The sequence below is a fragment of the Arthrobacter sp. DNA4 genome, from assembly GCF_024362385.1.
GTDB lineage: Bacteria > Actinomycetota > Actinomycetes > Actinomycetales > Micrococcaceae > Arthrobacter.
In genome coordinates, this window is sequence record NZ_CP101466.1 from 2,964,138 (window position 1) to 2,985,173 (window position 21,036).

Genomic DNA, 21,036 nt, shown 5'->3' on the forward strand with positions numbered 1-21,036 from the left:
CGGGCTTTCGGTCGCGTGTCGCCGGATCAGCCGGCGGCCAGCCGGGAGGACCCGGGAGGACGGCCTACTTTTCAGCGTTGCGGTTGTCAGTGCGCCAGCGGATGCCCGCGTCGATGAAATCGTCAATCTCGCCATCGAACACCGCAGACGTGTTGCCCACCTCGTGTTCGGTGCGCAGGTCCTTCACCATCTGGTATGGGTTCAGGACGTAGGAGCGCATCTGGTCGCCCCAGGAGGCCTTGACGTCGCCGGTCAGCGCCTTCTTTTCCGCGTCCTCCTGTTCCTTCTTCAGCAGCAGGAGCCGGGACTGCAGCACGCGCATGGCAGCTGCGCGGTTCTGCAGCTGCGATTTCTCGTTCTGCATGGAGACCACGGTGCCGCTGGGGATGTGGGTGAGGCGGACGGCAGAGTCCGTGGTGTTGACCGACTGGCCGCCCGGGCCGGAGGAACGGAATACGTCCACCCTAATTTCGTTGTCCGGGATCTCGATCGAGTCTGTCTGCTCGATCAGCGGAATGACTTCAACGGCCGCGAACGACGTCTGGCGGCGTCCCTGGTTGTCAAACGGGCTGATTCTGACAAGGCGGTGGGTGCCGGCTTCCACACTGAGCGTGCCGTACGCATACGGCGCCTTCACCTCAAAAGTGGCTGATTTCAGTCCGGCTTCCTCCGCGTACGAGGTGTCCATGACCGTGGTGGGGTAGCCGTGCCGCTCAGCCCAGCGGAGGTACATGCGCATGAGCATTTCGGCGAAGTCCGCCGCGTCCACGCCGCCCGCACCGGCCCTGATGGAGACCACAGCTTCGCGTTCGTCGTATTCGCCGGACAGCAGGGTGACCACTTCCAGGTCCTTGAGGGCCTTCTTGATGGACTCGAGTTCGGCAGCGGCCTCCCCCATCGAGTCGGCGTCGTCCTCGTCCTGCCCGAGTTCCACCAGGACCTCGAGGTCGTCGATCCGGGACTCCAGGTTGGTGAGGCGCTCCAGTTCAGACTGGCGGTGGGACAGCCGGGAAGTGACTTTCTGCGCGGCCGCGGGATCGTCCCAAAGGTTTGGCTCCCCCGCCCGCTCGCTGAGTTCGGCGATGTCTTCCTTGAGCGCCTCCACGTCGGTGACGCGTTCGATGGACTCGTAGGTGGCGCGGAGCGCGCGGATTTCAGCGGAAAAATCAATATTGGCCATGGTGGTTTAAGCCTACGCTATCGGGGAATACCGGCGGGCTCGGCGGCCTGCGTCCTACCGGGTCAACCGCGAGCGCGCGGTTGACGTCGCCTCAATGGGGATGCCGTCGGGTATCAGGAAATTCACCACAGGCGGGTGGACGGCCGCTGTGAGGACCACGACGGCGGTGGAACCGTCCGGCGTACCCGTTGCCCCCGCAACGGCAAGGCTGGAGAAACGTTGCGACGCAGGGCTCCTGGCAACGAAGTCGGCGGCCACGTTCCGGACGCGGGCCGGGTTGAGGACTGCCGAGGGGCTGCCGCCCTGTGATGAGACCTCCCCCAGCGTGTAGCTGTCGGCAGCAGCAAGCGATGCCCCGTCCGCCAGGGACAGCAGGCGCTTGTGCTCCAGATAGACGGCGGATATTCCGATGACCACCGTCGCCACCAGGAGCGCCAGGACCACGTAGCCGAGGATCATAACCATCAACTGGCCGTTCTCGTCCGGTTCCCTGCGCTTCACCGGTACCGCCCTACCAGCTGGGAGGATGACGCTTGAACCTCTGTGGCGGACAGCCCCTCGGCAAAGGGGATGAACGGCAGCGGCACACTCAGGCTCACCGTCACTGTTACCGTACTGCCCGCCGCCTGGCAGTCTGCGGGGCTGCAGGCGGTGGTCATGCTGGCCCGGTCCGCCTGGTGACCGAAATCCGAGAGGGCAAGTGCCACCGCCTGCTCGGCTGCAGCCTGGGCGGTTGAGGCATCAGGCTGGGCCACGTAGACCTTCGCTGCCTGGTCCGCGGCGCCCACCACGGCGAAGGAGCCTCCCTGGATCTGCCCGACGGTGATCACGAAGTACACCAGCGGAACCATCAGCAGGAGTGCAAGGAACGTAAATTCGACCACTGCGCTTCCCTGTTCATGGGCCGGGCCCGGCTGGTTCCCGCCTTCCCTGCGGGCAGGCGCGGACTCCTGGGATGGGTTCCCCGGGCCGGTGTCCCCGGGCCGCTCCCGGCAGAGTGCTTCTGCCAGCCGGGTCCGGAAGTGCAGGTGCGCCTTGGCGCCCAGCACGGGGTGGTAGCCGGGCGTTGTTTTCCGGGTGAATGGGTCAGGGCTGGACAGCTGCATGCCCTTTCACCTCCAGCAGGTCCCGCGGTCCAATGAGACCAATGACAGGCATGGGAGAGCGGACCGTGACTTCCAGGGTGCGCATGCCGCTGACGTTCACTTCCTTGGAACTGATTTGTTCCGCGAAGCCCGGGTTGAGGGCCAGGCTTATGAGGCTGCGGGTCCGTTCTTCGGCGTCGGAGGCATTGCGGTCAGCGAGGGTTCCGTATCGCGCCCCGGACGCGGCAGCATCGATGAGGGTGTTCCTGACGTGGAGGACCAGGGTCAGCTGGACTATCGCGAGGAAGAACATCGTCAGCAGCCCACCGACCAGGACGAAGTCCACCACGGCCGATCCCCGCTCGCCTGCCCGGGACAGCGCCGGCTGCTCAGCCGTGCGGGGAGCAGCCCTCCTCATGGTTCAGTTCCCCACCTTGTCCATTGCCTGGTTGAACATGGCCTCAAGTGCAGGGCCTGCGAGCGCCAGCAGGGCCGCCACCAGAACCGCTGACATTAACGTAATCATCACCCAGCCCGGTACGTCGCCGCGCTCCGGATGATCGCATTTGGGTGCCGGTACTTCCCGGCCGTGATCAGAACCGACGTTGCACTGTGCGGCCTGACGCGGGTGCGGGCGAACAGCCCGGATCATCTGGAGCTGCAGCACGGCGGCCAGGGACAGAAACAGCGTCGCCCAGCGGATTCCCATGGTTTTCATCTTTGCGTCCTATTCCTGTTTCGGTGAGGGGACTTGCAGGTGTTGCTGAAATGCGGGCTTCGGGTTGTACTCATCGTCAGAAGCCCAGGTTGATCGCCGCGAGACCGGGAAACACCGCGAATACCACCGTCAGGGGAAGCACTCCGAATACCAGCGGCACCATCATGGCGATTTCCTTTTTCCCTGCGGCTTCCATGAGGTCGCGCTTCGCTGAATCGCGTACGTCCTGCGCCTGGGCGCGGAGCACGTCTGCGAGGGGTGTCCCCCGTTCCACCGCTACGATGATGCCGTCGACGAACCTGACCAGCGGTGCAAGATCGGTGCGCGCCGAGAACTCCTGCAGGGCCAGGACCAAGGGCTTGCCTGCCCTTGTCTCCGCGAGGATCTTCGAGAATTCCTTGGACAGTTCGCCCTTCGCACTTCTGCAGACCCGGTCCAGGGCGCCCGTCGCACTCTCCCCTGCGCCGACCGCCAGGGCCATCAGTTCGGCAAGGCTGGGGAATTCTGCCATCATCCGGGTTTCCCGTCGTCGGACCTGGACGCCGAGCCAGTAGTCGCGCAGCACAAAGCCCGCTGCGGCACTCCCAATGATCACCGCGGCCGCGAGGAAAGGGCTGAACCTGCCCGCTGCGGCACCAATGAAGACGACGGTGAGGGCGAATACGAAACCGGCCGCGGCCCACAGCAACTGCTCGGCGCGGAAGTCGATGGGTGACTTGTTGATTCCAGCCTGGGCAAGGCGCCGCGTGGTGGCGCCGGGCGAGGGGTTGAGTTTTCCCAGGGCGGACAGCCAGTCACGGAAGACGGGACGGAGGATCCGTTCAAGAGGGCCGAATGGCGTCAGGTTCTGCTCGCTGGCGCGCAGAAGTCGCGACTCCAGGTTCTGCGACTTCAGTTGGGGCTCAATCCGATCCGACAGCGTCAAGGGGCGCATTGGAGGGGACCGGAAAGTCACGAGCCACAAACCGAGGCCAAGACCGATTCCACAAGCCAACGCTGCAGGAGAAGGGACAATCATCGGAGCACCCTTTCGTCCTGCGGCAGCGCCCCGATCTTCAACATGATCGTGTAGCAAACCAAAGAGACCACCAAGCCCCCGAGCAGTACTGCGGCACCCATGGGAGTGTTGTACGCCTGGATTGCCTCGGGCCTTGTCGCGAGGAGGATCATCACGATCCACGGCGCAGCAACGGCGAGCCGGGCGGCATTGATGGTCCAGGACTGCCTCGCCTCGAGCTCGCTGCGGGTCCGTGCGTTTTCCCGCAGGAATTCAGCCAGTGTGCCCAGGAGCTTCCCCAGGTCGGAGCCCCCTACTTCGCGCGTCAACCGGAGTGCTTCGATGATGCGGTCAGCAACCGGATCGGCCAGCCGCTGTTTCAGCTTGTTCAGAGAACCATAGAACTGGCCGCCGGCGCGGTAGTCGGCACCGAACTCGCGAAACAGGGGCCGCAGTTCTTCGGGCCCCTTGTCCCCAAGTTGGATAAGGGCCTCCGGCAGGGGCAAGCCTGCCCGGATTGCAGACCGCAAGTGATCGACGACGTCGGGCCAGAGTTGGCGCAGCATTGCCGTCCGTTTCCTGGCCCGCCAGCGGAGTATGGTGATCGGCAGCCACGCTCCGAAGAGCCCGAAACAGCCGGCGATAGGCCAGGAGCGGCTAAGCGCGTAAAAGAGCAGTGCCACAAAGATCCCCAGCCCAAGGCACGTCCCCAGAAGACCGCGCGCAGAGACTTTGTCGACCCCGGCGCCCGCGAGCAGGTCAGCCAGTCGACCGGACCTACGCTCGCGGTGACCACGGTTTGGCGTTTCCCAGCAGGACCACCAGATGAGGAAGAGGCCAACCCCGGCGAGCGTTCCCACCAGCGTGGCCGTCATCGCTGATCCAGCAGAGCGGCGACGTCGTACCCGGCCCTCGAGAATTTCTCCGCCGAAGGCATGGCATTGGCGCGGGGGTGCAGGGCGCCGTCCTCCAGGCCAAAGACCAGGGATGATTCGATAACGCCGTTCTCCACGCGACGGCCCAGCGACAGGATCTGCGTGACTTGCCGCCGTCCATCAGGGTGCCTGCTGCAGTGCACGACGAGATCGATGCAGGATGCGACAGTGGGAACAACGAAAGCACTGGAAATGTTCTCGCCCGCCAACAGCGGGAGCGTGCATATCTTGGTGACTGCATCATGTGCCGAGTTCGCGTGGACGGTACACATTCCCGGCAGGCCCGAGTTCAGGGCAATGAGCATGTCCAGGCTTTCGGCTTCGCGCACCTCCCCCACCACCAGCCTGTCCGGACGCATCCGCAGCGCTTCCTTCACCAGGCGCCGGAGGGGAATTTCGCCCTCGCCTTCGAGATTCGGTTGACGGCACTGGAGGCCCACAACATCCCGGAGGGGAAACTGGAGCTCGAAGATCTCCTCGACGGTGATGACACGTTCCCGGCTTCCGATGCTCGCGGCCAGGCAATTCAGCATGGTGGTCTTACCCGCCTGGGTTGCTCCGGACACGAGGATGTTGAGGCCGCTGGACACCGCAGCGCCGAGAAAGCGTGCTGCTTGCGGCGTCAGCGTGCCCAACTCCACCAGATGTTCCAAGCGGGTGGCCTTCACCACGAACTTGCGAATGTTCACTGCCCAGTGACGGCGGGTGACATCTGGAATCACCACGTGCAGCCTTGAGCCGTCCGGCAGCGCGGCATCGACGAACGGGGATGACATATCCAGTCTTCGGCCGGAGCTTTTGAGCATGCGCTCCACGAGATCGCGCACCTGCTGTTCCGTGAGGCTCAGCGACGTCAGTTCAGACTCGCCGTTGCGCGCCACGTAGATTTCGTTGGGTGCATTAAGCCAGATCTCCTCGATCGACGGGTCATCGAGGAGCGGTTGGAGTACACCGAACCCGGCGACGGCGTCGAAGAGGAACCGGCGGGCCGCATCAAGCGGGCCGAGGGGCGGCAGGGGCCCCATCAAAGCCCGTTCGTCGTAATCCGTGACGGCTGCTTCGACCAACCGCCGGACCTCGCCTGCCTGCCTGAGCGGGTCCAGTCCACGGCGGCGGATGAGCTCGCGGACTTCGTCCTCGACAATTCCCAGCGCGTCCATATGTTCCCCCATACAACTGCCGCCCCCGGTGGAGGCAGTGCGACTGGGCTACAGCCTAGGGAGCTTGCCCGGCGGCAACAAGTCATCCTCCGGCTGTGTGGATAACTGACAAACCTCAAGATTGTCTCCAGTAGGCCTCAGGATTGAATCGGCAGGACCACAGGATTCACATAAGTAACATCAGAATCACTGGTTCCGCTGGTAACACGGGTGCTATGGTGAGCGCGTTATTTATCGAAATAGCACTATCAGGTGCCTTCCTGGGGGAATTCACCTGAGCAGTATCCAAAGAGGCGCTCGGGGGAGCGCCCCATTGTCTCCGGAGCACATATGAAGCGGAACCTGTCTCAGTCCCGTCGCCCAGTCCTGAAGTCTTTTGGACTCGTACTACTTGCCTGCTCCTTGTTAACGGGACCCGGCCTGAGCGGAGTCGCCTTCGCCGTTGATTCCAGCCCGACACCCGCTCCGTCACCTACTTCCACGACGGCGCAATCCCAGACTGTGCCTTCGTAAGCACCGACCTTGCAGGGTGTACCCACTACGCCCCCTCCGGCCCCGGCAGCGACCGCTTCACCTGCAGCTCCGGCCCCTGCGCCGTCTCCCACTGGCACTAACCCGGCAGCGCCCTCCACCACGAAGAAGTTGTCCAGGCAGGAGCTGCTCGCTGCCGGTGGGGCCCAAATGGGACAGCGTTCCTCGCGGGTGGCACGTGATACGGCAATCGCGGCAGGTTCAGGTTTGTCGACGCAGTCTTTGTCCACGGAAGGCACCTGGAGCCCAACATTTGGCGTCCTTGGACTGGACGTCAGCAAGTGGCAGCCAAGCGTGGACTGGCAAGGCGAGTGGAACAAGGGCGCCCGGTTTGCCTACGTAAAGGCGTCCGAAGGCACCTACTACACAAACGAATTGTTCAACTCCCAATACCAGGGCGCACGCAACGTGGGCATGATTCGCGGTGCCTACCACTTCGCCCATCCGTCATCGACATCCGGCGCTGACCAGGCGCGCTTCTTCGTCAACAACGGAGGGGGCTGGAGCGCGGACGGCTACACACTGCCCCCGGTCCTTGACATTGAATACAACCCCTACGATGGCAACATCTGCTATGACATGACGCCCACCCAAATGACGGCATGGATTGCGGACTTCGGCTCCACCATGCGGGCGTTGACGGGCCGGTTGCCGGTGATCTACTCGACCACCGATTGGTGGGCAACCTGCACCAACAACTCCGCCGCATTCGGGGACTACCCGTTATGGGTCGCTTCCTATCCGCTGTCACCGGCTTCCTCGCCCGGAATGCTGCCGGCAAGCTGGAGCACGTACAGCATCTGGCAGTACAGCAGCACCGGTCCCTTTGCCGGCGACTCAAATGTATGGAACGGCGACTTCGCAGCACTCCAGCGGTTCGCGGGAAGCAGCGCTCCCACTATCCAGGTCCCGTCCCAGGCCACCCAGCAAATTGCAGCGTATGCAGGCAGCCACCCCTCCCTCGGCAGCCAAACCACCGCCATCACATGCGGTTTGACCAGTGGCGGCTGCTACCAAGGATTCCAAGGCGGCACCGTCATGTGGTCCTCAGCCTCCGGGGCTTTCGCTGTATCGGCCGGACCTGTCACCGGCGCGTGGCAGGCCCTCGGCGCTGAGCGCAGTCCGGCCGTCTATCCGACCAGTGACCTGATCTGCGGACTGAAGAATAACGGCTGTTTCCAGAACTTCCAGGGCGGCAGCATCATGTCCTCCCCTGCCACAGGTGCCGCCTTCGTTCCATTTGGCGCGATCCGGGATGCCTGGGCAGCGCAGGGCTACGAAAACGGGCCCTGGGGCTACCCGACGAGCAATGCTACATGCGGGCTGCGGTCGGGCGGTTGCTTCCAACTGTTCCAGGCAGGATCGGGGCTGTGGAGTCCTTCCAGCGGCGCGCACCTGGTCAAATCAGGACCGATTCTGGACGCCTGGGCAAAAGACGGGTTTGAGAACGGCCTCCTTGGCTTCCCAAGCACGGATGCGACCTGCACGGCTTCCGACTGCACCCAGCTGTTCACCGGCGGAGTTATCGGATGGACCTCCGCAGCTGGAGCCTGGCCCATCTACATGGGCATCGGTGACACCTGGAAGGCAGCGCGCGCAAAGGGAGAACCAATCGGGTTCCCCCTGGCCAAGGAAGTGTGCGGACTTCGTGGCGGCGGCTGCTACCAACTGTTCCAAGGTGGAAGCATCCTGTTCTCCCCCACGTCCGGGGCGTACTCGATGACGGGCCGCATCCTTAACTACTGGGCGCAATCCGGCTTCGAAAACGGCCAGCTCGGCTACCCGACAGGTCCGGCCAGTTGCGGCGCCGTGCAGAGCGAATGCTGGCAGTCCTTTGAAAAGGGAACGGTCGCCTACTCCGCGGCCACACCGATCCAGACCATCCCGGTAAGCCCCATGGCCCAGGCGTGGAAGAACCTCGGCGCCTCAGGAGGGGCCCTCGGTTACCCCTCGTCAGCACAGATCTGCGGCCTCAAGGACGGCGGATGCTTCCAGATGTTCGCCAAAGGTGCCCTCATGTACTCCCCCGCTGCAGGGGCGCAACCCAGCCTGCTGGGGCCCATCCGTGACTTCTGGCAGAAGCAGGGGTTCGAAAACGGCGTCCTTGGCTACCCTGCTTCGAATGTCATTTGCGGGCTGGTCGGTGCCGGGTGCTTCCAGAACTACCTAGGCGGGACAGTGATGTGGTCCAATGCCAGCGGGGCGCACGCCATGTCGTTCGGTCCGGTCCGGGACGCCTGGATAGCTTCCGGTTTTGAGAACGGAATCCTTGGCTACCCCACGAGCGAACAGATGTGCGGTCTGCGGAACGGCGGCTGCTTCCAGAACTTCGTGAACGGAACCGTGATGTACTCACCTGCCACCGGGGCCCAGACCATGTCATCGGCACCTATTCGCGACAAGTGGGCCACCACAGGCTTTGAGGGCGGATCGTTGGGCTACCCCACCAGCGGCGCCATCTGTGGCCTGCGGAACGGCGGTTGCTTCCAGAACTTCGAGAAGGGAACCATCATGTGGTCCGCCGCGAGCGGCGCCCAGGTGATGGTACCGGGACCCATCCAGCAGAGCTGGGCGGCGCAGGGCTTCGAAAACGGTGCGCTGGCATTCCCTACTAACGGCCAGACCTGTACCGCCGACAAGCTTTCCTGCAGCCAGACCTTCCAGGGAGGCACCGTCAGCTGGACCTCCACGGGCGGGGCGAAAACCCGCCTCAACTGACCCGGCCCGCAAACAGCAGGGGCGGGACCGCTTTCGCGGTCCCGCCCCTGCTGTTTTGTTGTGGATCAGCGGCCGTGTTCCAACAGCTCGATGAGGTAGGAGCCGTAACCGCTCTTGACGAGAGGCTCCGCCCGCTCGCGCAGTTCGTCATCCGTAAGGAATCCCAAACGCCAGGCAATTTCCTCGGGTGCCCCGATCTTGAGCCCTTGCCGGTTCTCAGTGGTCCGGACAAAGTTCGAGGCGTCGTTCAGGTCATTGAAAGTTCCCGTGTCCAGCCATGCTGTCCCCCGCGGAAGAATCTCGACCTGCAGCTTGCCGCGCTCCAGGTAGGTTCGGTTAACGTCAGTGATCTCAAGCTCTCCCCGGGCCGACGGCTTGAGGTTCTTTGCAATATCCACGACGTCGTTGTCGTAGAAATAGAGCCCGGGCACCGCATAGTGGCTCTTGGGTTCCGCAGGCTTCTCTTCCAGCGAGACCGCCTTGCCGTTCTCGTCGAACTCCACAACGCCGTAGGCCTTCGGATCGGCCACCCAGTAACCGAACACTGCTCCACCGTCAATGTTTTCGAAGCGCCGCAGCTGCGTGCCCATGCCGTGCCCGTAGAAGATGTTGTCGCCCAGGACAAGGGCCACGCTGTCGTCACCAATGTGCTCGGCACCGAGCACAAACGCCTGTGCGAGGCCGTCGGGAGACGGCTGCTGCTTGTAGGTGATCGAGACACCAAACCGGGACCCGTCACCGAGGAGCCGCTCGAACTGCTCAGCGTCGTGGGGGGTGGTGATAATGAGGATGTCCCGGATGCCCGCGAGGATCAAGGTGGAGAGCGGGTAGTAGATCATGGGCTTGTCGTAGACCGGGACCAACTGCTTACTGACGCCCAAGGTGATGGGGTGGAGCCTCGAGCCGGTACCGCCGGCGAGTATTATTCCGCGCATGCACCCATCTTTCCTTTAGCTAAGTGCAGCGGCAAATCCGGTAGTCTTGGGAATTATGCAGCGACTTCTTGTTACCGGCGGCGCTTACTTCATTGGCTCGAACTTTGTCCACTACGTTATTGAGAACACAGAAGACCATGTCACTGTTCTGGACAAGTTGACCTACGCCGGCAACCTCGCGTCGCTGCAGGGCCTTCCAGCCGACCGCTTCTCATTCGTTCAGGGTGACATTGCCGACCCCGCACTCGTTGACGGGCTCGTTGCCGAGGCAGATGTAGTGGTCCACTACGCAGCAGAATCGCACAACGACAACTCCCTGCACGACCCCCGGCCGTTCCTTGACACCAACATCATCGGTACCTACACCCTCATCGAAGCAGCGCGGAAGCACAGCAAACGCTTCCACCACATTTCCACTGACGAGGTCTACGGCGATCTCGAGCTCGATGATCCCGAGCGCTTTACGGAACAGACACCGTATAACCCGTCCAGCCCGTACTCCTCCACGAAGGCCGGGTCCGACCTGCTGGTCCGCGCCTGGGTTCGCTCATTCGGTCTCCAGGCAACCATCAGCAACTGCTCCAACAACTACGGTCCCTACCAGCACGTGGAAAAGTTCATCCCTCGGCAGATCACCAACGTGATCGACGGCATCCGGCCCAAGCTCTACGGCAAGGGGGAAAATGTCCGCGACTGGATCCACGCCAACGACCACTCCTCCGCCGTCCTGGCCATCATTGCCAAGGGGCGCATCGGCGAGACCTACCTGATTGGCGCCGACGGTGAGAAGAACAACAAGGACGTCGTTGAACTGATCCTGAAGCACATGGGCCAGGCGCCGGACGCCTACGACCATGTGATCGACCGGGCCGGCCACGACTTGCGCTACGCGATCGACTCCACGAAGCTGCGGACCGAGCTCGGCTGGGAACCCCGGTTCTCCAACTTTGATACCGGCATAGAGGACACTATCGCCTGGTACCGGGACAACGAGGACTGGTGGCGCCCACAGAAGGCCGCCACCGAGGCCAAGTACAAGGAACAGGGCCAGTAGGGCATGTCCATCGAGTTCTCCAAAAAGCTCGCCGTCCACGAAACGCCCATTCCCGGCGTCGTTCTCTACGACCTTCCTGTCCACGGCGACAACCGCGGCTGGTTCAAAGAAAACTGGCAACGGGAAAAAATGGTTGCTCTCGGCCTGCCGGACTTCCGGCCCGTCCAGAACAACATCTCCTTTAACGAGAAGGCAGGTACTACCAGGGGGATCCACGCAGAACCCTGGGACAAGTTCATCTCGGTCGCCACGGGACGGATCTTTGGAGCATGGGTGGATCTGCGCCAGGGGCCCACGTTTGGTGCCGTTTTCACTGCCGAACTTGATCCGAGCCAGGCGATTTTCATTCCGCGCGGCGTCGGCAATGCTTTCCAGACCCTTGAAGATACGACGGCTTACACGTACCTCGTAAATGACCACTGGTCCGCGGACGCCCAGGGCCAGTACACCTTCCTGAACCTGGCGGACGAAACCGTGGCCATCGAATGGCCCATCCCGCTCTCCGAAGCCGAACTGTCCGATAAGGACAAGGCGCACCCCCGCCTCGCGGACGTCGTGCCCATGCCACCGAAGAAGACCCTGGTGATCGGCGCCAACGGCCAGCTGGGTAAGGCGCTGCGGAAAGAGTACGACGGCGACACTTCCGTTGAGTTCGCATCGCGCAGTGAGTTCGACCTCGGCAGTCCGGACGCGTTCAAAGACCGCAACTGGAAGAACTACTCCGCTGTCATCAACGCGGCGGCCTACACGGCCGTTGACGCGGCGGAGACTTCGGAGGGGCGCGCAGCCGCCTGGGCCACCAACGTGACCGCGTTGACGCAGCTTGCGCGAATTGCCGTTGAGCATGACCTCACCCTGGTGCATGTCTCCTCTGACTACGTGTTCGACGGGGCCAAGGAAGTCCATGCGGAGACTGAAGCGCTCACGCCGCTTGGTGTCTACGGGCAGACCAAAGCAGCAGGCGACGCTGTTGTCAGCGTGGTCCCCCGGCATTACATCGTCCGCACGAGTTGGGTCATCGGTGAAGGCAACAACTTTGTACGCACCATGGCCTCGCTCGCTTCACGCGGAGTGGAACCTTCCGTGGTGAACGACCAGTACGGCCGCCTCAGTTTCACTGATGACATCGCGGCAGGTATCCGGCACTTGCTGCACACCGGCGCTCCCTACGGCACCTACAACCTGAGCAACGACGGCGACCCGCAGTCGTGGGCGGACATCGCAGCGGACGTCTACGAATTGTCCGGCAAGAGCAGGGACGCCGTGACGGGCGTGAGCACCAAGGAATACTTCGAGGGGAAGGATGCTGCCCCCCGCCCGCTTAACAGTGTTCTGGATCTCTCCAAGATCAAGGCAGCAGGCTTCGAGGCACCGCCGGCAGGGCTGCGCCTGACCGAGTACGTTAATTCGACCACGAGCGGATTCCCAGCATGACCGAAGCACGCCACGACACCCTTGTCATCATGCCGGCCTGGAATGAGTCGGAAGCGATCGGCAACACCATTGCGGAAGTCCTTGAGTTTGGACCCCCATGCGATGTGCTGGTGGTGGACGACGGCTCCCGTGATAACACCGCCCGGGTGGCACGCGCGGCCGTCGCCACCGTTGTGCAATTGCCGTTCAACATGGGCGTCGGTGGCGCGATGCGGACCGGCTTCAAATATGCCCAGATGCATGGTTACCGGCAAGTCATCCAGGTGGACGCTGATGGCCAGCATGACCCCCGGGACATCAAGACAGTCCTTGACGGATTGCGCGACGCCGATATCGCCATTGGTGCCCGGTTCGCCGAGGCGGGAAACTACACCGTTCGCGGCCCCCGAAAGTGGGCCATGAACGTCCTGGCGTGGACAATATCCCGGCTTGCACGGACAAAGCTCACCGACGTGACCTCCGGTTTCCGCGCAGCGAACACCAAAGCCATCCGCCAATACCTGGACCATTACCCCGCTGAGTACCTGGGCGACACGATTGATTCACTGGTCGTGGCGATCCGTTCAGGCTGCACCGTCCGCCAGGTTGGCGTTTCTATGAGGGAGCGTCAGGGAGGCACCCCCAGCCATGACCCGATAAAGGCCGCCATCTACCTCGGCCGCTCAGGGATGGCGCTCTTGTTCGCGCTGACGCGCAAGAAATCCACACCTTCCACCAACTAGGAATCCACATGTCCCTCCTTATGGGCTCCATCGTCGTCGTGGCGATTCTCTTCTTCGTCTTCGAAATGCTGCGACGGCAGAAGTTGCGCGAGAAATACGCTGTTCTCTGGATCGTCATCGGCATCGGCACTCTTCTGCTGGCGGCCTTTCCCGCCCTGCTTGAGCAAGCCAGTGGCCTGCTCGGGATCCAGGTCCCCGCGAACCTTCTCTTCATCACCACCCTCGTCCTCCTTGTCGGGGTATGCCTTCACCTGTCCCGTGAGCAGTCGCAGGCCGAGGATGAGGTGCGCATTCTTTGCGAAGAGGTGGCCCTGTTGAAGGTGGAGCTTTCGGCACTGCAGCAGAGCGTCGGGTCACACCCGCGACAGGACGGAACCACCGGCCCCGCTGCGTAGCAGGAGCACTTCCGCGGGCCTGGCCAGGCGGACCAAACAAAAAAGGGAGCGACCCCCGCGGGGCGCTCCCTTTCCTATTGGATCGGTCAGCCGAAGATGTGCTTTGCCAGCCGTGGGAGGGAGTCCACCTTGCCCATGGCCACAGACTTGACCACCAAGGACGCAGCATTCAGCCGCGAGGTGGTGTGGAAGGACGCTGCGCGGGCAGCGCGGTTCCAGCCAAGTTCCTTGAACCGGGCTGCCTGCCCTTCAAAGAAGCGCCGCTCTTCATCAAAGCGGCGCCCGTCAAGGGCACGCACGGAAGAATCTGACGCCGAGTGCCTCCGGTACAGGAAGGACAGCGTGGGGTCCACCACAAGGGAGCCGCCTTCTGCCGCTATGTCCAGCAGCAGGGCAAGGTCCTGAACGACGTCCAGGCCGTCCGTGAAGCCAATCCGCACGATGGTCTCCGACCGCCAGGCCAACGACGGAAAGTATGCCCAGTCAGCACGTACCAGGCTGGTAGCCATCTGTTCGCCCTTGAGCTCGATCCGCTCGCGGGTCTTCGGGGCGTAGGCCTTTTTGACGGCATCAGCCAGGGGGATGCAGGCAATGCCCTTTTCATCAATGACCTGGACACCCGGCTGGACAACGCTGGCATGCGGGTAGGTCTCGAACGCATCGACTACGACGTCCAGGTAGTTGGGCAGCATGACATCGTCTGCGCCCATGATGACCACATACGGTGCCTCGACCATGGTCAGCGCCTTGCGGTAGTTGCCGTTGGCGCCCAGGTTTTTCTCGTTCTTGAGGTACGTAACGCGAGGGTCAGTAATCGTCGAGAACCAGCGTTCCGGCTCGGGATCCGGGTAGCCGTCATCGATCACGATGAGCCGCCAGTCTTCGTTCTCCTGGTTCATCACGCTTCGGGCTGCGAGCTTCATCTGATCGACATCGCCGTAGTAGGGCAGCATTACGTCAACGGTCATGGACCTGGGATTCCTTCCGTGGGCTCCGCTCGAAGAACTCGGCGGCTTCCCCACGATTATAGTTGACGGGCCCTTGTCGGGCCTGTCAGGCACGGCTTGCTAGACTGCTTGGGGTCCTGCCCGCCCCGCTGGCACCGCCCGGAGTGAGGAGAATTACTTTTGGAGCCCACAACCACACGGCCGCGCATCAGCGTGTGCATGGCTGCCTACAACGGCGCCCGCCACATCAGCGAGCAGATCGATTCGATCCTTCCCGAACTTGGCGCCCACGACGAAGTCATTGTCGTCAACGACTGTTCCACGGACAACACTGCTGCCATCGTCGCCGCTGTTCCGGATGGCCGGATCCGGCTGATCAATGCCGAACAAAACCGCGGCTATGTTTCAACATTTGAAAGAGCCCTCGGGGAGGCGCGGGGAGAGTTCGTTTTCCTTTCGGACCAGGACGATGTGTGGCTCCCGGGCCGGGTGGAACGCATGATTTCGGCCTTGGACGGCAAGGACATGGTGGTCAGTAACTGCAGGCACTTCGACGGAGCGCCCGGCTCATTCCATGAAATTCGTTTACGGGCCAAGGATTCCACCCACCACGTACGCAACCTCCTCGGCATCGTGGTCGGTTACCGGCTCCACTGGGGTTGCGCGATGGCCGTTCGGCGGAACCTTTTGGCGCAGGCACTGCCGTTCCCCAACTACATGAACGAATCCCACGACCAGTGGCTTGCCACTGTGGGCAACGTCAACCGCTCCATCGTCTACATGGAAGAAGACACCATCCTGCACAGACTTCACGGCGAGAACCTGACGCCCCACGGTATCCGCTCAGCCTCAAAAATAATTCGTGCACGGCTTGCCTTCCTGCGCAACGTCTACATCGCAGTAAGGCGCTCCCGGCAGGCGAGGCAGGCGTGATGGTCCAGTCCGGCCCGAACCCGACCAGTCCCCACCCCGGCGTGTGTGGAGTTGTATCGGCCTATAACCCCGGTGATGAAAATGTTGCCAACGTAAAGTGGCTGTTGCGCTTCGTCGCCCACGTCGTGGTTGTCGACGACGGCTCGCGCGACGATGTATCGCAGGCCCTGGCAGAGATGGAGCAGGCAGGTGCCGTTGTTCTGCGCCTCGGCACCAATTCCGGGATCGCCCGGGCCCTGAACACGGGAATCAAGGAAGCACTCGAGCGCTGGAACCCGGAGTGGATTGTCACCATGGACCAGGATTCCAGGTTCACTGGAGACTACATCGGTGCCGCTCTCGCTACTGTTGCAGCATCCAGTGACCCGCACAGCGTAGGCATGGTGTGCGCGGAGTCGCACAATCACATCCCCCTGCCGGTATGGGGCAGCCGGGATGAGCCCCAGATCTTCGACCCCATGACCAGCGGAACGTTGATGCGTGCACGCACGTTCGATGCAGTTGGCCTCTTCGATGAAGGGTTCTTCATCGATTGCGTGGATTCTGAATTCAATGCCCGGCTCCGGGAGCACGGACTTCGTGCACTGGCAGGACGGGGCTGCAATCTCGAGCACAGCTTGGGCAGTGCACGGCCGATGAAGATTCTCGGCTGGCACGCGCACATCGGAGCCAAAAAGCTCTACATCTACTACCACGCGCCGTTCCGGGTCTACTACATCACCCGGAACTCACTGACACTCGCACGCCGGTATGCGCTGAAACAACCGGCTTGGGTGCTGCGCCGAATCTACATGGAAATCCAAAGCAACATTGTGCGCTTCGGATTTGGTCCCAACCGGCGCAAACACGCGGTTGCCGCTGCAGCCGGCATCCGGGACGCCGTTCGTCAGCGGATGGGCAAGATTGACGACGACCTCGCTGCCCGCCTGCGCTAGGCGTCGGCTCCCCCATTCCCCTGCACTGCCCGGTCAACATCGAAAGAAAACTCATGACCACCAACTCAGGATCAATCTTCGTCCTCTATCACCGCGGCTTGCGCACCGGAGGGCCCGAAGCCCTCCACCAGCTGGTCGATATGCTGCGTGAGCTTGGGCAGGACGCCTATCTGGTCCCGCACCCGCACACAGCAGGCAACGACCGCGTGGAGCAGTACGGGATTTACGACGCCCCGGAGGCGCCTGAAATCATCGATTCCGCCGAAAACGTTGTGGTCTATCCGGAGACCTACGTCCACGAGATGTCCCACATCAAGCAGGCCCGCCGCATGTGCTGGTGGCTCAGCATCGACAACTCGCTGACCTTCATGGCCGAGCGTATGTGGTACCGGAACACGGTAAGCCTGTTTGAAAAGGCAAAGGAAGCGGCCGTCCCCTTCGCCCGGATGTGGAAGAACGGCGTGACGCCGGCAAAAATGCGCACGGACAAGGACGTCATCCACCTCGTGCAGTCCTCTTATGCATGGGCCTTCGTTGCCACCAGGTTGGACGTCGTGCCATCCCTGGTGTCCGACTACACCCCCACAAGGGAGTTCCAGGCCACCGCCACCGCCAAGCGGAACCGCCAGCTGGTCACCTACAATCCCGCCAAGGGCGGACACATCATCGATGCGGTGAAGGCCGCGAGCCCACCCACCATTGAGTGGCAGCCAATCGTCGGGATGACCCGCGCTGAGGTTGTTGCGACCCTGCAGCAGTGCGGCGTTTATTTGGACTTGGGGCACCACCCCGGTAAAGACCGCATGCCTCGGGAGGCAACACTTTCCGGCGCCCTGACCATCGTGGCCCGTCGCGGATCCGGTGCCTTCTACGCTGACGTTCCCATCCCCTGGGAACACAAGATCACGCCGGGAGATACCGAGGTTGCCACCGCTGCAGCCATGCTTCCGCAGCTCATCGCCAACTTCGAGCAGGAAGTGGCGAAACAAGCCAGCTACCGCGAAACCATCCTCAACGAACGTTCCCGGTTCAAGCGGGAGGTTGAGGACGTCTTCGTCAACGGTCGCCTGGGCAAGGACGCCTATGACTATGTGTAGTCGACGCACCGCGGCCGGGACCACGGCATGATCAAAAGGATCGCCGCTTTCGCCGGATTGCCGCTGCTCGCCTCGCTTGCATCATTCATCCTTTTGCCCATCATTGCCAGAGTGGGTGGGGCGCCGGCCTGGAATTCCCTCGCCGTAGGCCAGGCTGTAGGGGCAATCGCGGCGATTGTCATAGGTCTGGGGTGGCCGCTGACAGGCCCCGCCGCCGTCGCCTCAGAAAGCGATCCGGGAACCCGGCGCCGGCTTTACGCCACCAGTTTCATTACCCGCGCATTTGTCTTCGTCTGCGCCATCCCCCTTATGGCAGCCGCCCTCTCGTTCACGGGAGCCAAAGAACAGTTCTGGGTTGCTTTCCTGATGGCCTGCGCCCAGGCGGCGGCAGGACTCACCCCGGCTTGGTACTGCATTGCCACCGGACACGCCGGCAGGATCGCAAAATACGACGTTGTTCCCCGTATGGTGGCGACTCTGGGCGTCATCCCACTTTTGTTCGCAACAGGTCAGATCTTCCTCTACCCACTTGCGCTTCTGCTGCTGGGCCTCGCGGGCACCATGTGGTTCAACAAGGATCATTCCCAACGGGCGGACTTCGAGGGGCTGACGCCCCGCGCAGTGATCCGGGAGATCTGGGGACTGAGAGGCGGTGCCGTCGTGACGGTCGCCGCAGGAGCGTACGCTTCCACCCCCGTCCTTGTGGTGCAGTTCGCCGCCTCTGCCTCCGGCCTGGCTGCGTTTGTGTCAGCGGAGAAGCTGTACCGCATTGGACAGCTCGCGACGGCCGCGCTGGGAAACAGCCTCCAGGGGTGGGTCAACGAGTTCGGCTCAAACCATGCCGAGCGGCGAAAGTTCTCCCTTCTGGCTTTGTCAGTCCTGGGAGCAGCCGGCTGGCTGATCCTTGCTGTCCTGGGTCCATGGGTGAGCACCCTCCTTTTCGGTTCGGCGTTGGCCGCTGACTTCTGGACCTGTTTCTGGTTCGGTCTGTCGTTCCTCCTCGTCTGTGTCACAACGTCCACCGGAGCCCACTGGCTGGTGCCCGCAAAACAGATGCGCACCGTCTTCTCCAGCACCATCGCAGGAGCCATCGTTGGGCTCCCGGCCATGGTCATCCTGGCGCACCTGATGGGCGGCCCGGGCGGCGCACTGGGTCTGGTAGTGGGCGAAGTTGCGGTAACCGTCATACAGCTGCGTGCCATCATCCGTCTGCTGCGGGAACCGTCGCCGCAGGACAGGACTGAGGAAATTCCGTCGTGAACTGGCTGACCATTCTTCCGGCCTCGGCAGTCGCAATCCTGCTCCTGTATATCCCCGGTGCCGCAATCGCGTCGTGCCTCAAGTTCCGGTTGGGCGGGGTTCTCGGCATCGCGCCCCTTCTATCAACTGCAGCCGCCGGACTTGCCGGGGTCATCGGTGGGTTCCTCCACGTGCCCTGGAGCGTCCTGCCGTATCTTCTCGTCACCGCGGTTCTCGCCGCCGGAGCATTGGTCCTGACGCGCCGTATTCCGTGGCGCCTGGCTGCCCCCGCCTGGAGGCAATCCCTGCCCTTCGCTGCCTTGGCACTCGCAACGCTGCCCATGAGCTGGCGGTTCATCCAGCTTGTGGGGTCACCGGACCACCCGTCACAGGTCTTCGATAACGTCTTCCACCTCAATGCCATCCGCTTCATCATCGACAGCGGAAACGCCTCATCGCTGACGCTGGCGTCGATACAGGGAGTGCAGGGCCTTGACGCGGTCTATCCCGCGGCGTGGCATTCTTTTGCTGCCCTCCTGGTGCAGCTGGCTTCCGTGGATATCCCTACCGCTGAGAACGTCCTGAACCTGGTCATCGTCGTGCTCCTCTGGCCCGCGTCCTGCCTGTTCCTCGTCACGAAGACCATCTCGCGCAGGCCGGCGGCCCTCATCATCACCGCGGTGGTCGCCGGCGCACAGGTTGCCTTCCCCTTCCTCATGATTGTCTGGGGCCCTTTGTTCCCCTACGCCATGGCCCTCAGCATGATGCCGGTAGTGATAGTCGAACTCGCAGCGCTGGTCCGTATCGGGCGGACGCGGACGGACCCACTTCCCAGCTGGGCAGCGGCACTGGTGTTGTCGCTGGCAGGTCTCGCATTTGCCCACACGAGCTCCATCAACATCACGGTGGCGCTTGGCCTTCCGATCCTCGCCATTTTGTGGTGGCGGATCATGCCGCGCCGGGAGATGTGGCGGGTGAACCCCGCCGGAGCGTGGCTGTTCCTTGGCGGGACCGTGGGGATCCTCGCCGTCGCCGCGGTCCTGTGGTTGAAGCTGCGCCCTGCCCCGTATGACAACTGGGGACCAACCGTGAAGCCGGGCGCCGCCGTCGGGGAAATACTCACAGCCAGCACGATGCAATCAGCCATACCGGCCGTCGTGGTTTCCATCCTGTCGGTCTACGGCCTCCTCACCACCTTCAAAGTGGGGAGGTGGCGCTGGATGGCTGCGTGCTACGCCGTACTTGGAGGGCTCTATATCGTTGCGGCGTCGTTCCCGAAAGGCAGCATCCGGGACATCCTGATCGGCACCTGGTACCAGGACACCTACCGCCTCGCTGCACTCCTGCCCCTGCTGGTGACCCCACTTGCCGTCATCGGAGGTCTGCGTCTGTGGGACTCAGCCCGCTGCTCCCGCCCAGGCGCGCGGACGTGGCAGGTGTGGGAAGCTTCCATCGACCGGACAGGTGCAAGCGGGAAAACAGTACTGTCCACGGCCGCTGTGGTGGTCTTCGCCCTCCTCGCTTCGTTCGCAGGCCCGCTGAGCCACTACATCAAAGGCGCCTCGTCCGTTTACCGCTTCGACGCACAATCGGAGCTCCTGACACCCGATGAGCTGGCTTTAATACAGCGGCTCCCTACCCACGTCCCTTCCGATGCAGTCATAGCTGACAATCCGTGGAACGGGAGTTCACTCGCTTATGCGTACACCGGCCGCCGCGTCCTGACAACGCATCTGTTTTCAACAGACGACCCTGATACGGAACTGATTAATAAAAAGCTCGGAGAGGCCGCGGACAACCCTGCCGTCTGCGCCGCCCTGCGCAATAAAAACGTGCAGTACGTACTGGACTTCGGGGCCCGTTACCTGATCGACCTGCCAGGGTCCGAAAAGTACCCGGCGTTGACCAACCTTGCGCCCGGAAACGGATTGACCCTGGTGGATTCGCAGGGTCCGGACGCACGGCTATACCGGATTTCCAGTTGTGGATGAGCGTGGCCTTCGCCGGTGTGGCGCTTACCG

The 21,036-nt window shown here is 62.7% G+C and carries 20 protein-coding genes; 10 read left to right on the forward strand and 10 right to left on the reverse strand.

All coding sequences use genetic code 11. The features are described 5' to 3' along the window. Positions 1-64: 64 nt before the first annotated feature. The 8 genes from prfB to NMQ03_RS13680 all read right to left on the reverse strand — a co-directional run bounded on the left by prfB (position 65) and on the right by NMQ03_RS13680 (position 6,075). Positions 65-1,180 (reverse strand): peptide chain release factor 2, encoded by a 1,116-nt coding sequence (gene prfB, locus NMQ03_RS13645; protein WP_255172630.1) that lies wholly within the window; start codon positions 1,178-1,180, stop codon positions 65-67. Between the two features lie 54 nt (positions 1,181-1,234). After that, positions 1,235-1,681, reverse strand: coding sequence for a pilus assembly protein TadG-related protein (locus NMQ03_RS13650; RefSeq protein WP_255172631.1), 447 nt, complete (start codon positions 1,679-1,681; stop codon positions 1,235-1,237). Beyond that, the gene (locus tag NMQ03_RS13655) at positions 1,678-2,286 is read right to left on the reverse strand and encodes a hypothetical protein (RefSeq protein ID WP_255172632.1); all 609 of its coding nucleotides are present in this window, start codon (positions 2,284-2,286) and stop codon (positions 1,678-1,680) included. The genes NMQ03_RS13650 and NMQ03_RS13655 overlap by 4 nt, the downstream gene beginning before the upstream one ends. Continuing rightward, positions 2,267-2,683 carry a TadE family protein gene (locus NMQ03_RS13660; RefSeq protein WP_255172633.1) on the reverse strand — a complete coding sequence of 139 codons (417 nt, stop codon included), beginning with the start codon at positions 2,681-2,683 and terminating at the stop codon, positions 2,267-2,269. Before NMQ03_RS13660 ends, NMQ03_RS13655 begins: the two co-directional genes overlap by 20 nt. A gap of 3 nt (positions 2,684-2,686) precedes the next feature. Beyond that, a complete protein-coding gene (locus NMQ03_RS13665) occupies positions 2,687-2,983 on the reverse strand; it encodes a hypothetical protein (protein WP_255172634.1) in 297 nt (98 codons plus the stop codon). 76 nt (positions 2,984-3,059) lie between these two features. Further along, a complete protein-coding gene (locus tag NMQ03_RS13670) occupies positions 3,060-4,001 on the reverse strand; it encodes a type II secretion system F family protein (protein ID WP_255172635.1) in 942 nt (313 codons plus the stop codon). Further along, on the reverse strand, positions 3,998-4,855 hold the full coding sequence (locus NMQ03_RS13675; protein ID WP_255172636.1) for a type II secretion system F family protein: 858 nt from the start codon (positions 4,853-4,855) through the stop codon (positions 3,998-4,000). Before NMQ03_RS13675 ends, NMQ03_RS13670 begins: the two co-directional genes overlap by 4 nt. Next, positions 4,852-6,075: a CpaF family protein gene (locus tag NMQ03_RS13680; protein WP_255172637.1), complete on the reverse strand. Its 1,224-nt coding sequence runs from the start codon at positions 6,073-6,075 to the stop codon at positions 4,852-4,854. Before NMQ03_RS13680 ends, NMQ03_RS13675 begins: the two co-directional genes overlap by 4 nt. Before the next feature lie 738 nt (positions 6,076-6,813). On the opposite strand from NMQ03_RS13680, the gene NMQ03_RS13685 reads away from it, so the two are divergent. Then, positions 6,814-9,324 (forward strand): GH25 family lysozyme, encoded by a 2,511-nt coding sequence (locus NMQ03_RS13685; RefSeq protein ID WP_255172638.1) that lies wholly within the window; start codon positions 6,814-6,816, stop codon positions 9,322-9,324. A gap of 65 nt (positions 9,325-9,389) precedes the next feature. Here NMQ03_RS13685 and rfbA read toward each other — a convergent pair whose 3' ends face one another. Then, positions 9,390-10,259: a glucose-1-phosphate thymidylyltransferase RfbA gene (rfbA, locus tag NMQ03_RS13690; RefSeq protein ID WP_159631583.1), complete on the reverse strand. Its 870-nt coding sequence runs from the start codon at positions 10,257-10,259 to the stop codon at positions 9,390-9,392. A gap of 55 nt (positions 10,260-10,314) precedes the next feature. Between rfbA and rfbB the strand changes: the two genes are divergently transcribed. The 4 genes from rfbB to NMQ03_RS13710 are packed head-to-tail and all read left to right on the forward strand — an operon-like array spanning position 10,315 to position 13,864. Next, on the forward strand, positions 10,315-11,313 hold the full coding sequence (gene rfbB, locus NMQ03_RS13695) for a dTDP-glucose 4,6-dehydratase (protein ID WP_255172639.1): 999 nt from the start codon (positions 10,315-10,317) through the stop codon (positions 11,311-11,313). 3 nt (positions 11,314-11,316) lie between these two features. Continuing rightward, positions 11,317-12,747: a bifunctional dTDP-4-dehydrorhamnose 3,5-epimerase family protein/NAD(P)-dependent oxidoreductase gene (locus NMQ03_RS13700; protein WP_255172640.1), complete on the forward strand. Its 1,431-nt coding sequence runs from the start codon at positions 11,317-11,319 to the stop codon at positions 12,745-12,747. Further along, positions 12,744-13,469: a glycosyltransferase family 2 protein gene (locus NMQ03_RS13705; protein ID WP_255172641.1), complete on the forward strand. Its 726-nt coding sequence runs from the start codon at positions 12,744-12,746 to the stop codon at positions 13,467-13,469. Before NMQ03_RS13700 ends, NMQ03_RS13705 begins: the two co-directional genes overlap by 4 nt. An 8-nt stretch (positions 13,470-13,477) precedes the next feature. Further along, positions 13,478-13,864, forward strand: coding sequence for a DUF2304 domain-containing protein (locus NMQ03_RS13710; RefSeq protein ID WP_255172642.1), 387 nt, complete (start codon positions 13,478-13,480; stop codon positions 13,862-13,864). Between the two features lie 86 nt (positions 13,865-13,950). Here NMQ03_RS13710 and NMQ03_RS13715 read toward each other — a convergent pair whose 3' ends face one another. Then, the gene (locus tag NMQ03_RS13715) at positions 13,951-14,832 is read right to left on the reverse strand and encodes a glycosyltransferase family 2 protein (protein WP_159631578.1); all 882 of its coding nucleotides are present in this window, start codon (positions 14,830-14,832) and stop codon (positions 13,951-13,953) included. 198 nt (positions 14,833-15,030) lie between these two features. On the opposite strand from NMQ03_RS13715, the gene NMQ03_RS13720 reads away from it, so the two are divergent. The 5 genes from NMQ03_RS13720 to NMQ03_RS13740 all read left to right on the forward strand — a co-directional run bounded on the left by NMQ03_RS13720 (position 15,031) and on the right by NMQ03_RS13740 (position 21,006). Next, positions 15,031-15,744: a glycosyltransferase gene (locus tag NMQ03_RS13720; RefSeq protein ID WP_255172643.1), complete on the forward strand. Its 714-nt coding sequence runs from the start codon at positions 15,031-15,033 to the stop codon at positions 15,742-15,744. Between the two features lie 104 nt (positions 15,745-15,848). Further along, positions 15,849-16,679 (forward strand): glycosyltransferase, encoded by an 831-nt coding sequence (locus tag NMQ03_RS13725; RefSeq protein ID WP_255172644.1) that lies wholly within the window; start codon positions 15,849-15,851, stop codon positions 16,677-16,679. Positions 16,680-16,732: 53 nt separating this feature from the next. Further along, positions 16,733-17,776 (forward strand): hypothetical protein, encoded by a 1,044-nt coding sequence (locus NMQ03_RS13730; RefSeq protein WP_255172645.1) that lies wholly within the window; start codon positions 16,733-16,735, stop codon positions 17,774-17,776. Positions 17,777-17,803: 27 nt separating this feature from the next. Then, complete coding sequence (locus tag NMQ03_RS13735) at positions 17,804-19,036, forward strand: lipopolysaccharide biosynthesis protein (protein ID WP_255172646.1); 1,233 nt, start codon at positions 17,804-17,806, stop codon at positions 19,034-19,036. Continuing rightward, positions 19,033-21,006 carry a DUF6541 family protein gene (locus tag NMQ03_RS13740; RefSeq protein ID WP_255172647.1) on the forward strand — a complete coding sequence of 658 codons (1,974 nt, stop codon included), beginning with the start codon at positions 19,033-19,035 and terminating at the stop codon, positions 21,004-21,006. The genes NMQ03_RS13735 and NMQ03_RS13740 overlap by 4 nt, the downstream gene beginning before the upstream one ends. Positions 21,007-21,036: the final 30 nt, after the last annotated feature.

What these genes read in the sequence shown, in the direction of transcription:
- prfB (WP_255172630.1), bottom strand. Translation starts at nt 1,180, where the DNA reads ATGGCCAATATTGATTTTTCCGCTGAAATCCGCGCGCTCCGCGCCACC.
- NMQ03_RS13655 (WP_255172632.1), bottom strand. Translation starts at nt 2,286, where the DNA reads ATGCAGCTGTCCAGCCCTGACCCATTCACCCGGAAAACAACGCCCGGC.
- NMQ03_RS13660 (WP_255172633.1), bottom strand. Translation starts at nt 2,683, where the DNA reads ATGAGGAGGGCTGCTCCCCGCACGGCTGAGCAGCCGGCGCTGTCCCGG.
- NMQ03_RS13665 (WP_255172634.1), bottom strand. Translation starts at nt 2,983, where the DNA reads ATGAAAACCATGGGAATCCGCTGGGCGACGCTGTTTCTGTCCCTGGCC.
- NMQ03_RS13670 (WP_255172635.1), bottom strand. Translation starts at nt 4,001, where the DNA reads ATGATTGTCCCTTCTCCTGCAGCGTTGGCTTGTGGAATCGGTCTTGGC.
- NMQ03_RS13675 (WP_255172636.1), bottom strand. Translation starts at nt 4,855, where the DNA reads ATGACGGCCACGCTGGTGGGAACGCTCGCCGGGGTTGGCCTCTTCCTC.
- NMQ03_RS13680 (WP_255172637.1), bottom strand. Translation starts at nt 6,075, where the DNA reads ATGGACGCGCTGGGAATTGTCGAGGACGAAGTCCGCGAGCTCATCCGC.
- rfbA (WP_159631583.1), bottom strand. Translation starts at nt 10,259, where the DNA reads ATGCGCGGAATAATACTCGCCGGCGGTACCGGCTCGAGGCTCCACCCC.
- rfbB (WP_255172639.1), top strand. Translation starts at nt 10,315, where the DNA reads ATGCAGCGACTTCTTGTTACCGGCGGCGCTTACTTCATTGGCTCGAAC.
- NMQ03_RS13700 (WP_255172640.1), top strand. Translation starts at nt 11,317, where the DNA reads ATGTCCATCGAGTTCTCCAAAAAGCTCGCCGTCCACGAAACGCCCATT.
- NMQ03_RS13705 (WP_255172641.1), top strand. Translation starts at nt 12,744, where the DNA reads ATGACCGAAGCACGCCACGACACCCTTGTCATCATGCCGGCCTGGAAT.
- NMQ03_RS13710 (WP_255172642.1), top strand. Translation starts at nt 13,478, where the DNA reads ATGTCCCTCCTTATGGGCTCCATCGTCGTCGTGGCGATTCTCTTCTTC.
- NMQ03_RS13715 (WP_159631578.1), bottom strand. Translation starts at nt 14,832, where the DNA reads ATGACCGTTGACGTAATGCTGCCCTACTACGGCGATGTCGATCAGATG.
- NMQ03_RS13720 (WP_255172643.1), top strand. Translation starts at nt 15,031, where the DNA reads ATGGCTGCCTACAACGGCGCCCGCCACATCAGCGAGCAGATCGATTCG.
- NMQ03_RS13730 (WP_255172645.1), top strand. Translation starts at nt 16,733, where the DNA reads ATGACCACCAACTCAGGATCAATCTTCGTCCTCTATCACCGCGGCTTG.
- NMQ03_RS13735 (WP_255172646.1), top strand. Translation starts at nt 17,804, where the DNA reads ATGATCAAAAGGATCGCCGCTTTCGCCGGATTGCCGCTGCTCGCCTCG.